The organism is Paenibacillus gyeongsangnamensis (assembly GCF_027533625.1).
Classification (GTDB): Bacteria; Bacillota; Bacilli; order Paenibacillales; family NBRC-103111; genus Paenibacillus_G; species Paenibacillus_G gyeongsangnamensis.
Genome location: NZ_JAQAGZ010000016.1, coordinates 1 through 17,118, shown reverse-complemented (window position 1 = coordinate 17,118; position 17,118 = coordinate 1). Strand labels below are relative to the sequence as shown.

The window sequence follows — 17,118 nt, the reverse complement described above, 5'->3', positions numbered from 1 at the left end:
CATTAATAATTAACCATATTATTGATTAATGTGATTAATTATTAACGTAGTGTATTATCCTTTCGGATTTGCTCCAAAAATTCCCTGCAGCTTGCGTCCAGCAGCTCATACACTTCCTCGAAATTGCCGGTGTAATAAGGGTCGGGAACGTCGCCGTTCGATTGCGTCGGGTGGAAAAACAGCATCTTTACAAGACGTGGATGTTTGCCCTTGCCATGCCTCTCGAACAATTGCGCGATGCTCGTGTAGTTGCTGTCGTCCATGGCGACAATATAGTCGAATTTACCAAAGTCATCGATGTGGAGCTGTCTCGCCAGAAGACCGCCGGCATCGATGTTTTTTTGCATGAGCAGCTTCCGCGTTCCCTCGTGAGGAGGCTTCCCGACATGCCAGTCGCCTGTTCCGGCCGAATCGGTTTGAATTTGATCTTCGAGACCCGCCTCCTTCACCTGCTGACGGAAGATCGCTTCCGCCATCGGCGAGCGGCAGATGTTGCCCAAGCATACGAATAATACGCGAATCATGTTGAGTCAATTCTCCTTTATAGGTAAGTAATAAGGTCGGAGGCCGTAAGCGCGTATGAAGGCTTGTCAGCCGCTGCCCGGTCCCCCGCTTGTCCGTGCAGGAATACGCCGATGACCGCGGCTTGCTCCGGGTGCAGCCCTTGAGCGAGCAAGCTGCCGATCAAGCCGGCCAGTACGTCTCCAGAACCGCCCTTGGCCATTCCGGAATTACCGGTCCGGTTGATATATACTTTCCCGTCCGGCGTAGCGATCACGGTTCTTGCTCCTTTGAGCACAAGCGTTACTCCTCGTTCCGCCGCGAAAGCACGGACTAGTCCGATTCGGTCGGCTTGCACCTCCGCAGTCGTAAGTCCTGCCAGCCTGGCCATCTCCCCGGGATGCGGCGTCAAGATAACGGGCGCTTTGCGGGTCGGCCATGGCTTAGTCCCGGAGGAAGCCATCATGTTCAGTCCGTCGGCGTCCACGACCAGCGGAACATCGGTTTGATCCCATACCGCTCTCATCCATAGCGTGTCCCCGTCCCACCGTCCCATACCCGGCCCCAGCACCATAGCTTCTTTGCCTTCGGTTAACGGAATCAGCTGCTCTGCTGCAACCGCGCTCCATCCGCCATGCCCATTGTCCTCCATCGGCTGAAGCATCGCTTCCGGCACGAGGCCTGTCAGCGGGCCCGAAATCCGGTCGGGCAGCGCCCACGTGACGAGTCCGCAGCCCCCATGAATCGCCGCACGAGTACAGAGAACACCCGCCCCGCTCATCGTCCGGCTGCCTGCCGCAATCAGCAGATGGCCGAAGCTGCCTTTGTGGCTGTCCGACCGCCGTTTGCGAAATGCGTCCAGTCCTTGTTTCTCATCCATTTCTTCCGCAGTTAGAGTGAAAGTGCTTACCCCAAGCTTGTCCGCCAGGCCGCCCGGGATCCCGATCCTGCGTACAATCACCTGCCCCGCCGCTTCCGCGCCGGGAAACTGCTCCAATCCCCGCTTGGTGAATGCGAGCGCCACTGTTAGAAACGCATGAATGCAGGGCTTGTTCAGCGAACCGGTATTCGCATTCAGGCCGCTCGGAATATCGACCGCCGCAATGGGCAGCCCGCTGGCATTGGCCTCTTCGATGATGGCAGCATAAGGTCCGCGCGGCGCGCCGCGGCTGCCTGTTCCCAGAAGCGCGTCGATCAAGCCGTCGAACCGGCTCCAATCCACGGCTCCGGGCACATAAACTTCCGACCGCAATGGATAATGTACCGCAATGTCCCGTTGGACAGCCGATTCACCCTTCCATAACGACGGATCTTCAACATAGAGCAGCTGTACGTCATACCCTGCATCCTGCAAATGTCTCGCCGCCACAACGCCATCGGCGCCGTTATTGCCCTTCCCTACAAGAACGCCCCAACGCGTTCTTCCCGTACCGGCTGCCCGGAAGACTTCTTCGGCTACCGCGCGGCCGGCATTCTCCATCAGTACAAGAGAAGGAATGCCGATCTGCTCGATGGTCAAGCGATCCAGCTCCCGCATCTCTTCAGCGGTTACAACATACATCGGTGGACCTCCTTTCAAGGATACTTCGTATGCGGCGAACATTAGTTTACATAATATATTTTATGTTATTATATTTTTTTTTGATTATCCAACTAGCTCAGGATAGGTAATCGTGGTAGTCGAGATACAGCATTGTACGAGTCGATTGAACAACTCGCTTTTAAATTCGCGGCGGTTAAATCGGTAACAGAATTCGTCAAGATAAGCTTGAAGATGCTTAGGATCTAAGCCGTGAAAGGTTCCTCCAATAAAAGCTTTCGCGTTGGAGATGACGGTGTGAAGCCACTTCAGGTGATCCGGATTTTCAGCTAAGTCGTATTTCTTCGCTACATGTTGAAAGCCTTCCTTTGCTAAGGCTTTATAGGAGCGATAGCGATCGCTGGCGATCGTAGCCCCTTCTTCAATATATTTTTGAGCAAAATCAACAAGTGTAGTACCTTTGACATCAGGTATGACTTGCATTTTCAGGTATTTCGGGCAGCCCTTCTTGTCTAGTGATAAGGCGACCAGCACGGGTGTTTGTTCCGTTCCGCGCCCGCGTTTCCCGCCTTCCGTGGGCGCTCCGAAAAAACCTTCGTCTAGTTCGACAATGCCGGCTAGGGTGTAGGAAGCATCGCGTTCACTCATCGCCTTGCGAATTTTATGTTCAATCGTCCAGGCGGTCTGATAGGCGATCTCCAGTTCTTCAGACAGTTGTGTTGCCGAGACGCCGCGCTTGTCGTGGGCGATCAAGTAAATGGCCCAAAACCATTTGAGTAAGTCCGTTCTTGTTTTTTCGAAGATGGTACCAGCAATCACGGTCGTTTGGTGTTCGCAGCTCGCGCACTCATACAGAGGCATTTTGCGAGTCTTGATTTCGTAAGCTTTCGTATGATTGCACTTTGGACAGTGATATCCTTCGGGCCATTTCATCTTAAACAAATGCTGATGGCAGTCTGCTTCGGTTTTAAACATCTTTTGAAATTGAATCAGGCTGATAGACTCCTGCTTAGCCATGAACACTCACTCCCGAACATGCGTTTGACATCATTATACCAAACATTAGTTCTTATTTATAGAGGTTCCTGAGCTAACTGGAGAATCAAATTATTTTATTTTCTTGTAATATTGGATCTGAATTAGCTAGGACTCTTCTTAAAACGGATTTATGCTTCTTACAAACAAAACCAAACTCAACAGGCTTTCTATTAGAAGCATATTTTATTTTGGGATTTAGATTCTTAAAATGTCTCTTAGAAGCATATTTTATTTTGGGATTTAGATTCTTAAAATGTCTCTTCAATATAAGTTGCTGGACTCTCAATTTGTATAAAAAAGGAAAATAACTCAATAATAATTTCTTCATTGAGTGTGAATCCTCGATTCTTAAGATTTTTAAGCAGTTAAATTATTTGTATTCGTGAACTTCATAAAATATCCTTTTTATGGATTAGTTCAGTATTTATAGGAAGTTATGGAATTCACTATGGCATGTTGAAGTTTCTTCCTGATGTATCCTTTACCGTTGTAACAAACTCAATTAAAGTTGCGGACACTTTAAAGGATCGGGAGTCTCTAGACGTTTACCTCGTAGGTGGCAAAGTGAAAAGCACCGGTAACATTACAGATGCACTAGCTAACGAGTTCCTTCAACAGTTCACCATAGACATTTGCTTTGTTGCAGGAGGCGGTATCTCGAAAAATGGTATAAGTACTACTACTCCGGAAGTTGCTGCACTAGGAAGAACAGTGGTTAGAACTTCTAGGAGGAATATTTGAGTCTCTATGAAACCAAATTTCTCTTAAAGAACATGATCCTCAAATTATCCTGCCCGTTAGCATAGTGATGCTGCCGATCGATCCCGCGGCAGCCCTGTAGAGTTGTTATTGAATTCTTGTTCCATTAACAAGCGGTCATATTGACTCAACCCTCTTTTGCCTAGCCATTATCAATTTGCTTGATGACCTTAGCTGGGTTACCACCTACAACCACGTTATCAGGGACATCCTTTGTAACAACCGATCCGGAAGCAATAACCGCGTTATTGCCTAATCTTTACTCCGGGGTTGATAGCCGCCCGTCCACCAATCCATACGTTGTGGCCGATCGTAACCGACTTGCCGAATTCCGCTCCTGAGATTCTAGCTTGAGCCTCTAAGGGATGAGTCGCGGTATAGATATGAACGCCTGGAGCCAGGAAGCAGTTGTCGCCTATACGAATTTTATAGCCATAATCGCAGCGGAACGACGGCTCGATGTAATAATTATTTCCCGTGGAGCCGAACAACTCCCTTAGGAGCTCTATTCTTGTTCATTTTCTGTTTCAAGTGACTGATTGAACAGTCGCGTCAATCGGCGTGCGTTCAAACGATCCTTCACCAGCTCTGGATCGGCCGCCTGGTAAAGCTCACCGCTTAACATCTTTTCTTTTTCGGTTTTTGTTTGCACAAGGATATTCCTTTCGTACAAGAGTTCTTTCTCAATTATTACTACGTGCCTTTACACCTATTGTCCCTTTTATCTTTTCCTTATTCAATTTTAACCTTTATACCGGATATTTTGGTATTCGAAATATCCCTTAATGAAAATAAGGAGCAGACCGGCAGCTGCTCCTTGTTATTTTTAAAAGCTATATTTTTCTTATCAAGTCGGCAGTTAGGGTAGTTTTTGGACACCGTGCGACGCTAGCCGATCAACTTGGATTAACTGCAATACGTGACTTGACGGATTGGGGCTCCTCTCTGGTTACAAGGAGCCTTGCAGGAGTTTATTGGTTATCGCTAAACCAGATGTTTTCGGTTCCTGTCCGAGTGTCCGTCCAAACACATACAAGACGGTCTGTCTGAGGGACAACCGCATTTCCAATGTAGTCCCCAATTAAAGTAAGGCCTGCGACACTAAACGAGGTTGTCGTCATGCGAGTGTTTGTAAATGTTTTTCCGCCATCCCTGGATGTAGCAAGAAAAACGTCAATCTTAGGTGGATTTACCCGATTGGTGTAATAGGAAACAAACAAGGCTCCATCCGAAGGGGAAACGGTAATTGCCGGGAAAAAGTTCTGTGATCCCACCGGACTGTTTGCAATAGGCATAGGCGCACTCCAGTCTACGCCAAAATTAGTAGAGATCGAGAGAAAGATATCGGAATAACCTTTCCGAAAGTCTTGCCATACGGCGTATACATTTCATCGCGTCGCGGGTGCGTTTGAGATGTCCCCTGCCAAGGAGGGGTAAGTCAGGCACCTGAATTGGTATCCAGGCAGCGGCGAAGGTACAACAACGACCGGTGTAACCTTGGTTTCAATTCCGAATGTTACTCCGCCGTCTTGTGAAGTACTAGTATTAAATTCGCTTATACCGGGAGGTTGGGTAATCCATCCTGTGATAACTATCCTAACGTTACCTGTTAGCGGAATGACATAGTCAAAATTCAACATAAAATGGCTGAAGTTCTGCATTTAAACAAAACTCTATTCTTTGCCTGAAATTTTTCCAAGTCACCATCTCTAATGCTACTTCGATTGGAAAAAATCCTACTTCTAAAGACTCAGGGGTCGTTGTTAATTCTCCTCCGATTGGTCTGCCTAAAAATAAAGTGTTACAAATAGACTCACTTACATTTTGAAAAACTCCGCAAAATTTTGTCACCTCAATATCTATACCGCTCTCTTCCTTTGTTTCCCTGACCGCTGCATCTTTCAATGATTCACCTTCTTCAACCACCCCCCCTGGCATTTCCCAACCTCGACTAGGACCTTTTATTAATAGTATTTCGTTACGCTCATTAAGCACAATTGCTGCCGCAGAAACAAAATGTTTTGGAACCACCTCATCGTCCTCCCTTTTTCCATCTCAGATGCCTTAAAACAATAAATCTGAACGACTCCTAATGAATTTTACCATGTAAACCTGTATATAATTGCCAACACTTTAATGATAAATTACTTATACCCTCCAACGATCCACCACGTATTCTGCCCGTTAACAAAGGGTGCCGATCATTCGAGGCAGCCTTGTCGTGGTGTATTTTGCGCTCTCGTACCCGTTACTTCATACAAGCGCAACTCCTCAGTGCCTACCAGGATAAACGGCTACGCCTTGTCTTACAAGGACCAGCGCGTTTACCAAAGTTGATGCGAAGCTATGAGCTACGAAAACTTATAAATTTTTATCAACTAATCAAAAAAACGCCCCTGAATCAAATGTTCAGGGACGTTTCTGTCTTACGGTTTTAACCGGTCTATTTCATTGAATATAAATCTTCGTCACCGTTTGGCCTGTTCCTTGCAGGACTACTTGTTGGTTTGCGACAAGTCTCGAAGCGTCTCCATAGATCGTCACCGAGGGCGCCACGCTGTACACAATTGTCTGCGTCGTTCCGTTCATATTCGTCTGATTAATGGATATGGTGTAAAGCTGACCTTGACTGTTCAGCGTCTTGCTGCTGAATGTCCCGACCACCGTGAAGCTTTGATTGGAATTGCTGCCGTTCTGCGTCACTTCAACGAAAATAACGGCATTATTGTACGAACGGATATTAATGATATCTCCGATCTGCAGATCGGATGCGTTCACTTTTACGCCGTTCCGCAAAATAAATACATTCGTATACAGCGTCAGCGTCGATGTTTGACCGCCGTTAAGTATCGTCAGCGTGTTATTGCCCAGGGTAGTCAGCAAAGTTCCAGTCGTCTCGCTGACTGCAGGTTGAGAGGTCGAGCCACCCGCCAACTGCGTCACTTCTGCGTAAATCACGCTGTTGTTATAGTAGCGGACGGTGATTACGTCTCCCGGCTGCAGCGCTCCCGGACCGCTTTGCCCGCCGGCGCGGAAAATAAATGCATTCGAGTCTAAATTTAGGCTGATATTCTGGCTTCCGCTTGTAACGATAAGAGCATTGCCGTAGGAAGGCACCGCGACGGTTCCCGTAATCGTCCCGTTCGTGGTGCTCGGTTGAACGGCCGTTCGTGTCACTTCGGCGATGGCCACCATATTGTTATATGCATACGTGGTCACGATGTCCCCCGCTTGCAGCGAGGAAGAGCTTACCTTGGAGCCGCTGCGGTAGATCAATGCGCCATTGTTCAGAGCCAGGCTTTCCAACTGCCCGCCGTTTACCAGTGTCAACACATTGCTGCCGGTGGAAACGACTGTACCCGTAACCTGTCTGCTGTACGTCGGTTGCGTGCCTGTACTGCCTGCAGGCTGCGTCACTTCAACATATATGACCGCATTATTATAAGCGCGTGTGCTCACGATATCTCCGATTTGCAGAGCCGAAGAGTTCACCTGTGTACCGTTGCGGAAAAAGAGCGCATCAGCGTTAAGCGGCAAGCTTACCGTTTGACTTCCGTTCGTTACGGTGAACGTATTGTTGTTCACGACGGAAGTGAGCGTGCCGGTATTTACTCCGGACGGCAGTGTCGGCTGAGTCGGTTGGTTCGGCCAAGTCCCGACATAGCTTGTTACTTCCACGAAGATAACGACATTATTATAAGAACGGGTTCTTACGACATCTCCAACCTGCAGTGCCGATGCCCCCACTTTCGCGCCTCCGCGGTAAATGAATGTGCCTGGATCCAGCGTCAGCGTCACCATCTGGCCGCCTTTGTTCAAGGTCAACACATTATTGGCCACCGGCGTCGCTACGGTGCCCACCACAAGTCCGCTGCTGCTATCAGACAGCTGGTCTCCCGCGCGGTCGAGCAGTGCCGCAATTTCCGCTCGCGTAACCGGCTGCATCGGACGGAATGTGTTGTCCTCGAAGCCATTGACAAGCCCTTGCTCCACGGCCACAGCCACATAGCCTACCGAACCGGCGGGAATTTTGCCGGCATCGGAGAACGGCAGCTTCACGTTCATTTTCGTCTTTGCTTCGCTTCCCAGCTTAAGCGCTTTGACAAGCAGCGTCGTCGCCCATAAACGGTCGGACGGCTGATTCGGTTGAACCATCGTTTCCGATTCGGAGAACAGATCGTTTTTCAAGGCTACCGATACGTAACCAACGGCCCAAGAAGGTACTTGATTCGCATCTTTGAAGTTTAATTTGGTTTGCATTTCCGCCGCGGATTCCGCCTGGTCGCGCAGCCCCATCAACCGCACGGCCGCAGTAATCGCCTCGATGCGGGTCACCTTTTCGTATGGCCGGAACGTGCCGTCCGAATAACCGTCAAATATATTTCTTGACGCCAGGCTGGCAATATAGCGCAAAGCCCATTCCATGTCCCTGCCTTGAATATCCTTAAAGTCAACTCTTCCTTTTTGCCCATGCCAGCCGTTGCCGTTATCGTGGTCATTCTCGTTTTGCCTCGATTCTTTCCAATCCTTCGAATCTTTTGCAAATGCGCTGGTGCCGCCACCTAGTACCATTACAGCAGTCAGGCTGGTAATTACAAGCTTTTTCATGGGAAAGCGCTTCATTCCGAAATCTCCCCTTTAACAAAAATAAGAGCAATAAGTATTACTGAACGGATACTACAATCATTCGAGCTATTTCCAATAATTGGGGGGATTCATCGAACCATTTTTTTACTTTTTTTGATTGGACGCAAAAAAGAAAATGAGCCCTTTCAAATCGCCGGACTACGGTAAGAGGTGCTCATTCAAAAGGAGTCATGCCAGCTTTTATCATCGGCAAACGCTATCTACGACTCCGGCAAATTCACCCTTGACGGCTGATTTGCTGAGATGAATTTTCCAAAAATGTATGCTCATTGAAAGCAACTATGGATGCCGTGCGATTAGCGGAATAGGCTTTAGGTCGAGGGAATATAAATTGGATGATGTGGACTGGCAGCTCGGCGGGAAAACGGATACGAAGGCTGGCCTGGCGGTTCACGTGGGTTCGGGAAGGAAGTGTGGATATAGCGGTTCCCATATTGCTGATCAATCAAATTTACGGGATCTTCGCCCCTTCGTTCTGGATCGTATCAGGTTCGAGCATTGGCGGAAGCAAGGACAGCAAGCGGTCAGACGTCTCGTGAAGTAGTCCTAAAGTGTTAACGAAAAATTGTTCCGGGAGGTATTAAGGTATGACTGCCCAAAACGCAGAGAAAACCGCATTGATTACGGGAGCTGCCGTCGGAATCGGGAAAGGAATTGCGTTCACCCTGGCCTCGCGTGGTTATGATCTGGCCATCAGCTACTACACTGAAAGAGAAGAGGCTATGGAAGTCTCCCGAACCATCGAGAGGGACTTCGGCCGGGTATGCTGCACCGTTCAAGGTGATTTGACAAAGGGGGATACACCTGCCCGGCTGGTGGAAACCGCCGTACGGGAGATTGGCGGGCTTAACGTTCTCGTGAATAACGCAGGACTGACGATCATGGGGAGTATCACTGAATTCAAGCCTTCCGATTTGGATTATATGCTCTTCCTCAACTTCCGGGCTCCCCTGCTTATGATGCAGGCTGCCGCGAAGCATATGATTGAACGACAGATTCATGGAAGCATCGTAAACATTACCTCCACCCGGGGCGAACGGGCTTATCCCGGAGACTCAGGCTACGGCGGAACCAAGGCCGCCCTGGGCAGAGCGTCGCAATCCGCTGCACTCGACCTTGCCCCTTACGGAATCCGCGTCAACTGCGTTGCCCCGGGTGCGACGGCATCACGGGAAGGCGCCGACCGTAACGAATTTTATCATGCGCTGGGCCGGAAAATCCCCTTGGGCCGAATGGGGAGCACCCGCGATATCGGCGAAACGGTTGCGTGGCTTGTCTCCGAGGAGGCCGCTTATATTACGGGTTCGACCATCCGGGTGGATGGGGGTCTGATTCTCCCTGGCATGCCCGAGGATATTCGTAAAGAAGCCGGCTATGGCTGGGGTAAACCGCCCGCGAATGCGGACAAAAAGGAGTAAGAATATGGAGACTTTAACCATCCGCGATGTAAAAACAATACTTACGGCACCGGAAGGAATCAATCTTGTCGTCGTCAAGATCGAAACTTCGGAGCCCGGCCTCTACGGGTTGGGGTGCGCTACCTTTACGCAGCGTTATTTGACGGTAGCCAATGCGATTGAAGAATATTTAAAGCCGTTTCTGATCGGAAAAGACGCTCATCGCATTGAGGATCTATGGCAAACCGCGATGGTAAGCTCCTACTGGCGCAACGGTCCGGTTCTTAACAACGCATTGTCCGGCGTCGACATGGCGTTATGGGACATTAAGGGGAAAGCGACGGGGCTGCCCGTTTACCAGCTTCTTGGCGGCAAATGCCGCGAAGCGGCAGCCGTCTACCGGCACGCCGACGGAAGAGACGAGCAAGAAGTGGAAGATAACGTACGGAAATTTATGGAGCAGGGAGTGCGGTATATCCGTTGCCAAATGGGCGGATACGGGGGGAAGGGCGCCTTGGTTCACTCGCCGGAAAATGCGCTTCCCGGAGTTTACTACGATCCGGATGCTTATGCCCGGGGCATCCCCCGTCTGTTTGATCATCTTCGCCATAAACTCGGATTCGGGCCGGAGCTGTTACACGATATTCACGAGCGTGTCTCACCAATCGAAGCGGTGCGGCTAGCGAAGCAGCTGGAGCCATACCGGTTGTTTTTTCTCGAAGACCCGCTCCCGCCGGAACAGCTCGATTGGTTCGGGATGATCCGCAGTCAAAGCGCGACGCCGCTTGCGATGGGCGAGCTCTTCACCCATCCGAGGGAATGGACGCCGCTAATCGCCGGGGCCTTGATCGATTTTATCCGCGTCCACATCAGCGCCATCGGAGGTTTGACGCCCGCAAAAAAATTGGCGGCGTTGTGCGAAGCCTTCGGCGTTCGAACGGCCTGGCATGGACCGGGGGACGTGTCTCCAGTTGGGCATGCCGCCAATCTGCATCTTGATTTATGTACTCCCAACTTCGGAGTGCAGGAATGGTACGGCTTTTCCGATACGATCCGGGAAGTGTTTCCCGGCTGCCCTGAGCTTAGAAACGGCTATGCTTACCTGAACGACAAACCCGGTCTGGGGATTGAACTTGATGAAACGTTAGCAGCCAAATTCCCCTGCACGAACCGCCTTCCCGAGTGGACGCTGGCAAGAACGCCGGACGGCACATGGGCCCGTCCGTAACCGGCTTTTCCGCAATTTGGAATGTCAGTGCTTTCGGGTCACGGGCACGAAGAAAGGCAGTAAAGTCTTCACATACTTTGCTGCCTTTTCCATGAATACCAGAGCCTATAAGCTTATCATGTCGCTTGGTTATACTGCATTTTATAATACTTCGCGTAGATCCCGTTCGTTTCCATTAATGTCGCATGGTTGCCTTCCTCTGCAATGCCCTGCTCCGAAAGCACAATGATGCGGTCCGCTTTTTTAATCGTGGACAACCTGTGCGCGATGACGAAACTTGTGCGGTCCTCAGCCAGCCTTTCAAAGCTTTCCTGCACCGCGTTCTCGCTCTCGCTGTCCAGGGCGGAGGTGGCTTCGTCCAGTATAAGGATGGAAGGGTTTTTCAGAAAGATCCGTGCGATGCTGATGCGCTGCTTCTGTCCGCCGGAAAGCTTGACCCCGCGCTGTCCGATATAGGCATGATATCCGCCCGGAAGACCCATGATAAATTCGTGCGCATTGGCCTTTTTGGCGGCGCTAATGATTTCTTCATCCGTTGCCCCCGGTTTCCCGTACATGATGTTCTCTTTGATCGTGCCGGAAAAGAGATACACTTCCTGCTGCACGATTCCGATATGCTCCCGCAGCGACTTCAGCTTGATGTTTTTTATATCTGTTCCATCGATTCGGATCGTTCCTTCACTGGCTTCGTAGAAACGCGGGATTAAGCTGCAAAGAGTTGTTTTTCCCACACCAGAGGAGCCTACCAGGGCTACATATTCACCGGGGCTTACCGTCAAGTTAATATTCTTGAACACATCATTCAACTCGCCGGCGTACCGGAAGCCGACATGTTCAAACTCCACTCTTCCTTTTGCATGGCTGATTACAGCAGCGTCCTTGACATCGGTAATGTCCGGCTGAACGGCCAAGATTTCCATGAAACGCTCGAAGCCGGCAGCGCCGTTTTGCAAATTCTGGGTAAAGTTCACCAGCCTTTTTACCGGGTCGATCAGGGTGTTTAAGATCAGCAGGAAGGTAATCAGCTCGGTGAGCTGCAGCCGGTTATAGCTGACCAGAACGGCACCTACGACAACGACAGCAATAAGAATAAAGGAAATAAACGCGGTTAACCCGTTGAAAAACAAAGCCTCCACCCGGTAACCGTTTTTCCTGCTTTCCAGAAAACGGCGGTTGCTGCTTCTGAATTTCTCCATCTCGACTTTTTCGTTGGCAAACGATTGGACTATGCGGATTCCGGATAGGCTGTCCTCGATTTGCGCATTGATGTCCGCTATATGCTCCTTGTTCTTTTTCAGGGTGTTTTTCACCTTTATGCTGTAATGATAGGCGAAAATAATCATGCAAGGCAGAATTGCGAAGATCGTTAGGGCGAGCAGCCCGTTAATATTAACCAAAATAATAAACGACCCTATGATTCTCACCAGGGAAATCATCGCGTCTTCCGGCCCGTGGTGTGCAAGCTCCGATATGTCGAATAAATCCGTTGTGATGCGCGACATCAGCTGGCCTGTTCTGGCATTATCGTGGTATTGGAAGCTCAGCTTTTGAACATGACCGAACAATTCGCTTCGCATATCGGACTCTATCTGGGCCCCCATCGCATGCCCGTAATAGTCCGTATAGAAATTGCTGACATATTCGATGACCATCAGGAACAAAAAGATGCCGGCCATTTTCAAGACTAAATCGGTAGCGATCCCCTTGTCGTTTATGGCGTTACGTGTGATTTGATTCACCAGCAAGGGATAGATTAGGACGGTCACCGAAGCCAGCGATGCGAAAAACAAGTCCGCAAACAATGCTTTTTTATAAGGCTTGTAATAAGCTATAAATTTTTTTAACGTCTCCACGAAATAATATACCTCCCGTAATGCCTCCTATAAGGCTCCTGTCGTTCTCTTCAACCCCATGGTTATTCGCATACATGTTGGCATAGTATTTCATCTTGATCCCCTCCAGTCGTTATATAGTTTATGATAGATCCTTTACCTCGAAGCGGCAATTTACCAATTGATTATAATCATTTCTTATCGACTTAGGATGTTACTTGTCTTGGGAAAAACTGAAAGTGTTGATCTTACGCGGATCGTCGTGTTACAAAACGTCAGGTCTCCCGTTAGCGATCCATGCCGCACGAAGGCGGCATCAGAGAAAATGAAAGTGAATTCGTTCTTTCATGGCAGTTCAGTAGTTTTATGTTTAAATGTTGCACCGCAATAAAGCAAATACGCGTTAAACAATGTGCTTGCGAGATACATTTCATTGCTATACAATCCAACTAAGTCAAAAGCGATGATGGAGAGAGTAAGCGGATCGAGGTTCTTGACAGGGACGGTGTGCCGACCGACTGAGAGCACCCGAATGGATCTGTCCGCCGAAGTTCACTCCGGAGCCGGTTGCTGAACGAAGCCCAATTTCTGAGCTCGCTAGGCATACCCGTATTTCTCTGCGTTAAAGAGACGAAAGTGAGAAATGGAGCCGTACTGTTCAGTATGCTTCATTTCTAATAAGGGTGGTACCACGGCTCCTCGTCCCTTGCGGACAGGAGTCTTTTTGTTTTTCAAATACGGGAACAAGGAGCGATCTAAATGACAACACCCAGCTTAGAGCAATTAAGAAACAAACTGAACATCATTAATCATCACCTTTTGGAGCTTCTGTCCGATCGGGCACGCGTCGTCCAAGAAATCGGAGATGTAAAGGAAAACCAAGGCACACCCAAATTCGATCCTGTTCGAGAAAAGGAAATGCTGTCAGAGCTGGTTGCCGCAAATAAGGGACCGTTCGACGACAAAACCATTCAACATCTGTTTAAGCAAATTTTTCAGGCATCTCTGAATCTCCAAGAATCAGAGCATAAGAAACATCTGCTGGTCAGCCGTAATAAGCAAAAGGAAGATACCGTCGTCCATATAGGTGACGTAGCCGTAGGAGGATCGAAGCCATTAATGATCGCAGGACCATGCTCTGTCGAAAGCTATAAGCAGGTTCGACTCGTGGCGAAAGCTATAAAGGATACTGGCATATCCGTCATGCGCGGAGGCGCGTTCAAACCAAGGACATCGCCATATGATTTTCAGGGACTGGGGATCGAAGGTCTGAAGATTTTGAAGGAAGTTGCAGGCGAATTCGGTCTGAAGACGATTAGTGAAATCGTAGACCCGAGACATATCGAACTTGCTTCTGAATATATCGACGTTATTCAGATCGGGGCTCGCAACATGCAGAATTTCGAATTGCTGAAAGCGGCAGGCGAGGTTCGCACACCAATACTCCTGAAACGAGGGCTAGCAGCCACGATTGATGAGTTTTTGCATGCGGCAGAATATATCGTTTCCCGCGGGAACACCCAGGTTATGCTGATTGAACGTGGAATCCGCACCTATGAAAAGGCGACACGCAACACTCTGGATATCTCTGCGGTACCAATTCTCAAGCAGGAAAGTCATTTGCCTGTCCTCGTGGATGTAACCCATTCTACAGGGCGAAAAGACATACTTGTTCCCTGTGCAAAAGCGGCTCTCGCGGCTGGTGCTGATGGTATTATGGTTGAGGTACATCCCGACCCTGCCACGGCACTATCCGATGCTGCACAGCAGCTTAATATTGACGAATTCAACCGTTTTTATTCCGGAGTTAAAGAATCTGGGTTACTGTAACGCATTTAATATACGATATATGTGTGCAAAAAGACAGTCGCTTTCATTCTTATATGAAAGCGACTGCCCCTCCCCTTTGTCCCTACAACGCACTAAACTGCACTTTAGTTCAATAAGAAAGAACGTTCAAGCGCCTTCGCGGACACATAGATTTCTGGCTAGCAGCAAAAAGAGAGCCCGGAGGCTCCCTTTCAAGAAATCAATGCGACGGATTCATCGCCGCGTGTTTAACAACAACGCGGCGGATAAAGAACGCCATCGCCAAACCGATCAGCGTCACGATCATTGCAAACATGAACACGTTCTGAGAGGCGAAGGTCATGGCGTTGGCTTTTTCGGCCAGATTATTCGGTGTAGGTGAGTTATGCAGGTATTTCTCCATGCCCTTCGTCAGGATGCTGATTGCAATCGCCGTGCCGACCGCACCTGCGACCTGCTGCAGCGTGTTCATGACTGCCGTCCCGTGCGGATACAGCTCCGGCGGCAACTGGTTCAGTCCGTTCGTTTGCGATGGCATCCACACCATGGAAATCCCGACCATGAGGCCGATATGCAGGGCGACGATGAACGCAATCGAAGACGCCGTTGTAATACCGGAGAAAAACCATAACATCGCAGCGACGATAACGAGACCGGGTATAACTAGCCACTTCGGCCCATACCTGTCGAATAAACGCCCCATGCGCGGTGACAGGAGGCCGTTCAGCGCGCTCCCCGGCAGCAGCATGAGCCCTGCGGTAAACGCGGACAATCTCATGCCGTTCTGCAGATACATAGGCAAAATAATCATGCTCGACAAGATAATCATCATACACGACAGCACCAGCAGCAGTCCCACGATGAACATGGGGTACTTGAAGACTCGCAGGTTCATCATCGGCTCACGCATAAACATCTGACGCAGTATGAACAGCGTGAGCGCAATGAGCCCGATGACGATGGAGGTGATCACTACCGCGCTGGTCCAGCCTTCCGCGCCTTCACCCGCCTTGCTGAAGCCGAAGACAAGGCCCCCAAAGCCGATTGTGGACAACGCGACAGACTGCAGATCGATGCGCGGTTTCGTGACGTTCGTAACGTTCTCCAAATACTTCAGTCCTACAAACAGTCCAATGACCAAGAACGGAAGCGAGAGCCAGAAGATGTAATGCCACGACAAATATTCGATCAGGAGACCCGCCACAGTCGGTCCGGTAGCCGGCGCAAACATGATGACGAGACCAACGAAGCCCATAGCCGCCCCCCGCTTCTCCGGCGGGTAGACGACCAGGATCGTATTAAACATGAGCGGAATCAAGAGACCCATACCGGCAGCCTGCAGCACGCGGGCGACCATCAGCATTTCGAATTTGAAAGCAAGGGCCGCAATGAGAGTGCCGGCAATTGAACTCATCACCGAACCGATAAACAGCTGTCTCGTCGTAAACCATTGCAGCAGCAGTCCGGTCGTCGGCATCAGAATGCCGAGTGTCAGCAAAAATCCTGTGGTCAACCACTGCGCGGTCGCGGCCGAAATATGGAATACATCCATCAAATTACTGATCGCGATGTTAAGGGCCGTCTCGCTGAACATACCGACGAAGCCACATATAAGCAGCGACGCCATGATGGCCCGAGTATTGTATTGCTTCATTTCGGTAACACATCCCTCTCCACTAATCTCTATATGTGCGATACCATCTAATCGGGTCCGCCTATCTGTTACAATAATATTTACAGTTATTAAAGTCAATACATTGAACCTAATTTATTTGTAAGATAGACCGCTTCCCTGATTATCGCCAACAAAAGCATATTACATAATTAACCTCATAGGCTGATAAATAATTATTTAAATAAACATTTCCTACGGCTTCGCTATCTCTTTGGGGTAATTATTAGCTAATGAGGGATGGTACCCTATGTGTGGCAATTTTTTGGTGCGGAGAGGCTCCTGTTTCTGCAGGAGCCTTTTTTACGGCCATCGACCGTATTCGACTGTTCGATTATGGTTTTGCAGCTTTGGTCACAGCCGAAGCAATGTAATTTTGCACGTTAGATCCGGTTTTTACTTCTTCGATAGAGGAAGCCCCGGAAATACATCCTGAATACATCACATCCATGTCAATTCTTGATTCAATAAGATTGCCATTTATGGTGCTACAAGATGTCAAGACAGTTTTTTTAGATTTTTAAGGTGTGAAATCTTGCACAATGTTTGTTGTAATTGCCCCGAAGGGGCAAGCAGTTAATCGATCAGTGATGGAAATATTGAAAGATATTACCACTGAAGAAGATGTTCATAGGTTGAGGACGTAGCCCAAGCGAAGGCGCGGGAGAAAGGCTTTCTCTTTTGTCATTCACATG

The 17,118-nt window shown here is 49.2% G+C and carries 13 protein-coding genes and 1 pseudogene; 5 read left to right on the top strand and 9 right to left on the bottom strand.

Features of this window, described 5'->3' with window-relative positions; all coding sequences use genetic code 11:
• Positions 1-41 precede the first annotated feature (41 nt).
• The 3 genes from O9H85_RS22685 to O9H85_RS22675 all read right to left on the bottom strand — a co-directional run bounded on the left by O9H85_RS22685 (position 42) and on the right by O9H85_RS22675 (position 3,058).
• Entirely contained in the window at positions 42-524 is a 483-nt protein-coding gene (locus O9H85_RS22685; RefSeq protein ID WP_269883706.1) for a low molecular weight protein-tyrosine-phosphatase, read from the bottom strand.
• Positions 525-541: 17 nt separating this feature from the next.
• Positions 542-2,062, bottom strand: a complete 1,521-nt coding sequence (locus O9H85_RS22680) for an NAD(P)H-hydrate dehydratase (RefSeq protein ID WP_269883705.1) — start codon at positions 2,060-2,062, stop codon at positions 542-544.
• An 84-nt stretch (positions 2,063-2,146) separates the two neighbouring features.
• Positions 2,147-3,058, bottom strand: a complete 912-nt coding sequence (locus O9H85_RS22675; RefSeq protein WP_269883704.1) for an IS1595 family transposase — start codon at positions 3,056-3,058, stop codon at positions 2,147-2,149.
• A gap of 474 nt (positions 3,059-3,532) precedes the next feature.
• On the opposite strand from O9H85_RS22675, the gene O9H85_RS22670 reads away from it, so the two are divergent.
• Positions 3,533-3,820, top strand: coding sequence for a DeoR/GlpR family DNA-binding transcription regulator (locus O9H85_RS22670; RefSeq protein ID WP_269883703.1), 288 nt, complete (start codon positions 3,533-3,535; stop codon positions 3,818-3,820).
• 178 nt (positions 3,821-3,998) lie between these two features.
• Here O9H85_RS22670 and O9H85_RS37865 read toward each other — a convergent pair.
• The 4 genes and pseudogenes from O9H85_RS37865 to O9H85_RS22655 all read right to left on the bottom strand — a co-directional run.
• Positions 3,999-4,149, bottom strand: a pseudogene (locus tag O9H85_RS37865) (DapH/DapD/GlmU-related protein); the annotation flags it as partial.
• 194 nt (positions 4,150-4,343) lie between these two features.
• Positions 4,344-4,490, bottom strand: a complete 147-nt coding sequence (locus O9H85_RS37860) for a maltose acetyltransferase domain-containing protein (protein ID WP_409348185.1) — start codon at positions 4,488-4,490, stop codon at positions 4,344-4,346.
• 974 nt (positions 4,491-5,464) lie between these two features.
• Positions 5,465-5,869: an NUDIX hydrolase gene (locus tag O9H85_RS22660; RefSeq protein WP_269883702.1), complete on the bottom strand. Its 405-nt coding sequence runs from the start codon at positions 5,867-5,869 to the stop codon at positions 5,465-5,467.
• 417 nt (positions 5,870-6,286) lie between these two features.
• The gene (locus tag O9H85_RS22655) at positions 6,287-8,461 is read right to left on the bottom strand and encodes an S-layer homology domain-containing protein (protein ID WP_269883701.1); all 2,175 of its coding nucleotides are present in this window, start codon (positions 8,459-8,461) and stop codon (positions 6,287-6,289) included.
• A 359-nt stretch (positions 8,462-8,820) separates the two neighbouring features.
• Here O9H85_RS22655 and O9H85_RS22650 point away from each other — a divergent pair, with 359 nt between their 5' ends.
• From O9H85_RS22650 to O9H85_RS22640, 3 genes are read left to right on the top strand one after another with little or no spacing between them, the layout of a single operon-like run.
• On the top strand, positions 8,821-9,024 hold the full coding sequence (locus O9H85_RS22650) for a hypothetical protein (RefSeq protein ID WP_269883700.1): 204 nt from the start codon (positions 8,821-8,823) through the stop codon (positions 9,022-9,024).
• 48 nt (positions 9,025-9,072) lie between these two features.
• Positions 9,073-9,903, top strand: coding sequence for an SDR family NAD(P)-dependent oxidoreductase (locus tag O9H85_RS22645; RefSeq protein ID WP_269883699.1), 831 nt, complete (start codon positions 9,073-9,075; stop codon positions 9,901-9,903).
• Between the two features lie 4 nt (positions 9,904-9,907).
• Positions 9,908-11,110 carry an enolase C-terminal domain-like protein gene (locus O9H85_RS22640; protein ID WP_269883697.1) on the top strand — a complete coding sequence of 401 codons (1,203 nt, stop codon included), beginning with the start codon at positions 9,908-9,910 and terminating at the stop codon, positions 11,108-11,110.
• Positions 11,111-11,226: 116 nt separating this feature from the next.
• Here O9H85_RS22640 and O9H85_RS22635 read toward each other — a convergent pair whose 3' ends face one another.
• The gene (locus tag O9H85_RS22635) at positions 11,227-12,963 is read right to left on the bottom strand and encodes an ABC transporter ATP-binding protein (protein WP_269883696.1); all 1,737 of its coding nucleotides are present in this window, start codon (positions 12,961-12,963) and stop codon (positions 11,227-11,229) included.
• Positions 12,964-13,701: 738 nt separating this feature from the next.
• Between O9H85_RS22635 and O9H85_RS22630 the strand changes: the two genes are divergently transcribed.
• Positions 13,702-14,772, top strand: coding sequence for a bifunctional 3-deoxy-7-phosphoheptulonate synthase/chorismate mutase (locus O9H85_RS22630; RefSeq protein ID WP_269883695.1), 1,071 nt, complete (start codon positions 13,702-13,704; stop codon positions 14,770-14,772).
• Between the two features lie 199 nt (positions 14,773-14,971).
• On the opposite strand, the gene O9H85_RS22625 is transcribed toward O9H85_RS22630, so the two are convergent.
• Positions 14,972-16,405: a DHA2 family efflux MFS transporter permease subunit gene (locus tag O9H85_RS22625; RefSeq protein WP_269883694.1), complete on the bottom strand. Its 1,434-nt coding sequence runs from the start codon at positions 16,403-16,405 to the stop codon at positions 14,972-14,974.
• Positions 16,406-17,118 lie beyond the last annotated feature (713 nt).

Coding starts and splice junctions, on each gene's coding strand:
- O9H85_RS22685 (WP_269883706.1), bottom strand. CDS start 524: ATGATTCGCGTATTATTCGTATGCTTGGGCAACATCTGCCGCTCGCCG.
- O9H85_RS22680 (WP_269883705.1), bottom strand. CDS start 2,062: ATGTATGTTGTAACCGCTGAAGAGATGCGGGAGCTGGATCGCTTGACC.
- O9H85_RS22675 (WP_269883704.1), bottom strand. CDS start 3,058: ATGGCTAAGCAGGAGTCTATCAGCCTGATTCAATTTCAAAAGATGTTT.
- O9H85_RS22670 (WP_269883703.1), top strand. CDS start 3,533: ATGTTGAAGTTTCTTCCTGATGTATCCTTTACCGTTGTAACAAACTCA.
- O9H85_RS22655 (WP_269883701.1), bottom strand. CDS start 8,461: ATGAAGCGCTTTCCCATGAAAAAGCTTGTAATTACCAGCCTGACTGCT.
- O9H85_RS22650 (WP_269883700.1), top strand. CDS start 8,821: ATGATGTGGACTGGCAGCTCGGCGGGAAAACGGATACGAAGGCTGGCC.
- O9H85_RS22645 (WP_269883699.1), top strand. CDS start 9,073: ATGACTGCCCAAAACGCAGAGAAAACCGCATTGATTACGGGAGCTGCC.
- O9H85_RS22640 (WP_269883697.1), top strand. CDS start 9,908: ATGGAGACTTTAACCATCCGCGATGTAAAAACAATACTTACGGCACCG.
- O9H85_RS22630 (WP_269883695.1), top strand. CDS start 13,702: ATGACAACACCCAGCTTAGAGCAATTAAGAAACAAACTGAACATCATT.
- O9H85_RS22625 (WP_269883694.1), bottom strand. CDS start 16,405: ATGAAGCAATACAATACTCGGGCCATCATGGCGTCGCTGCTTATATGT.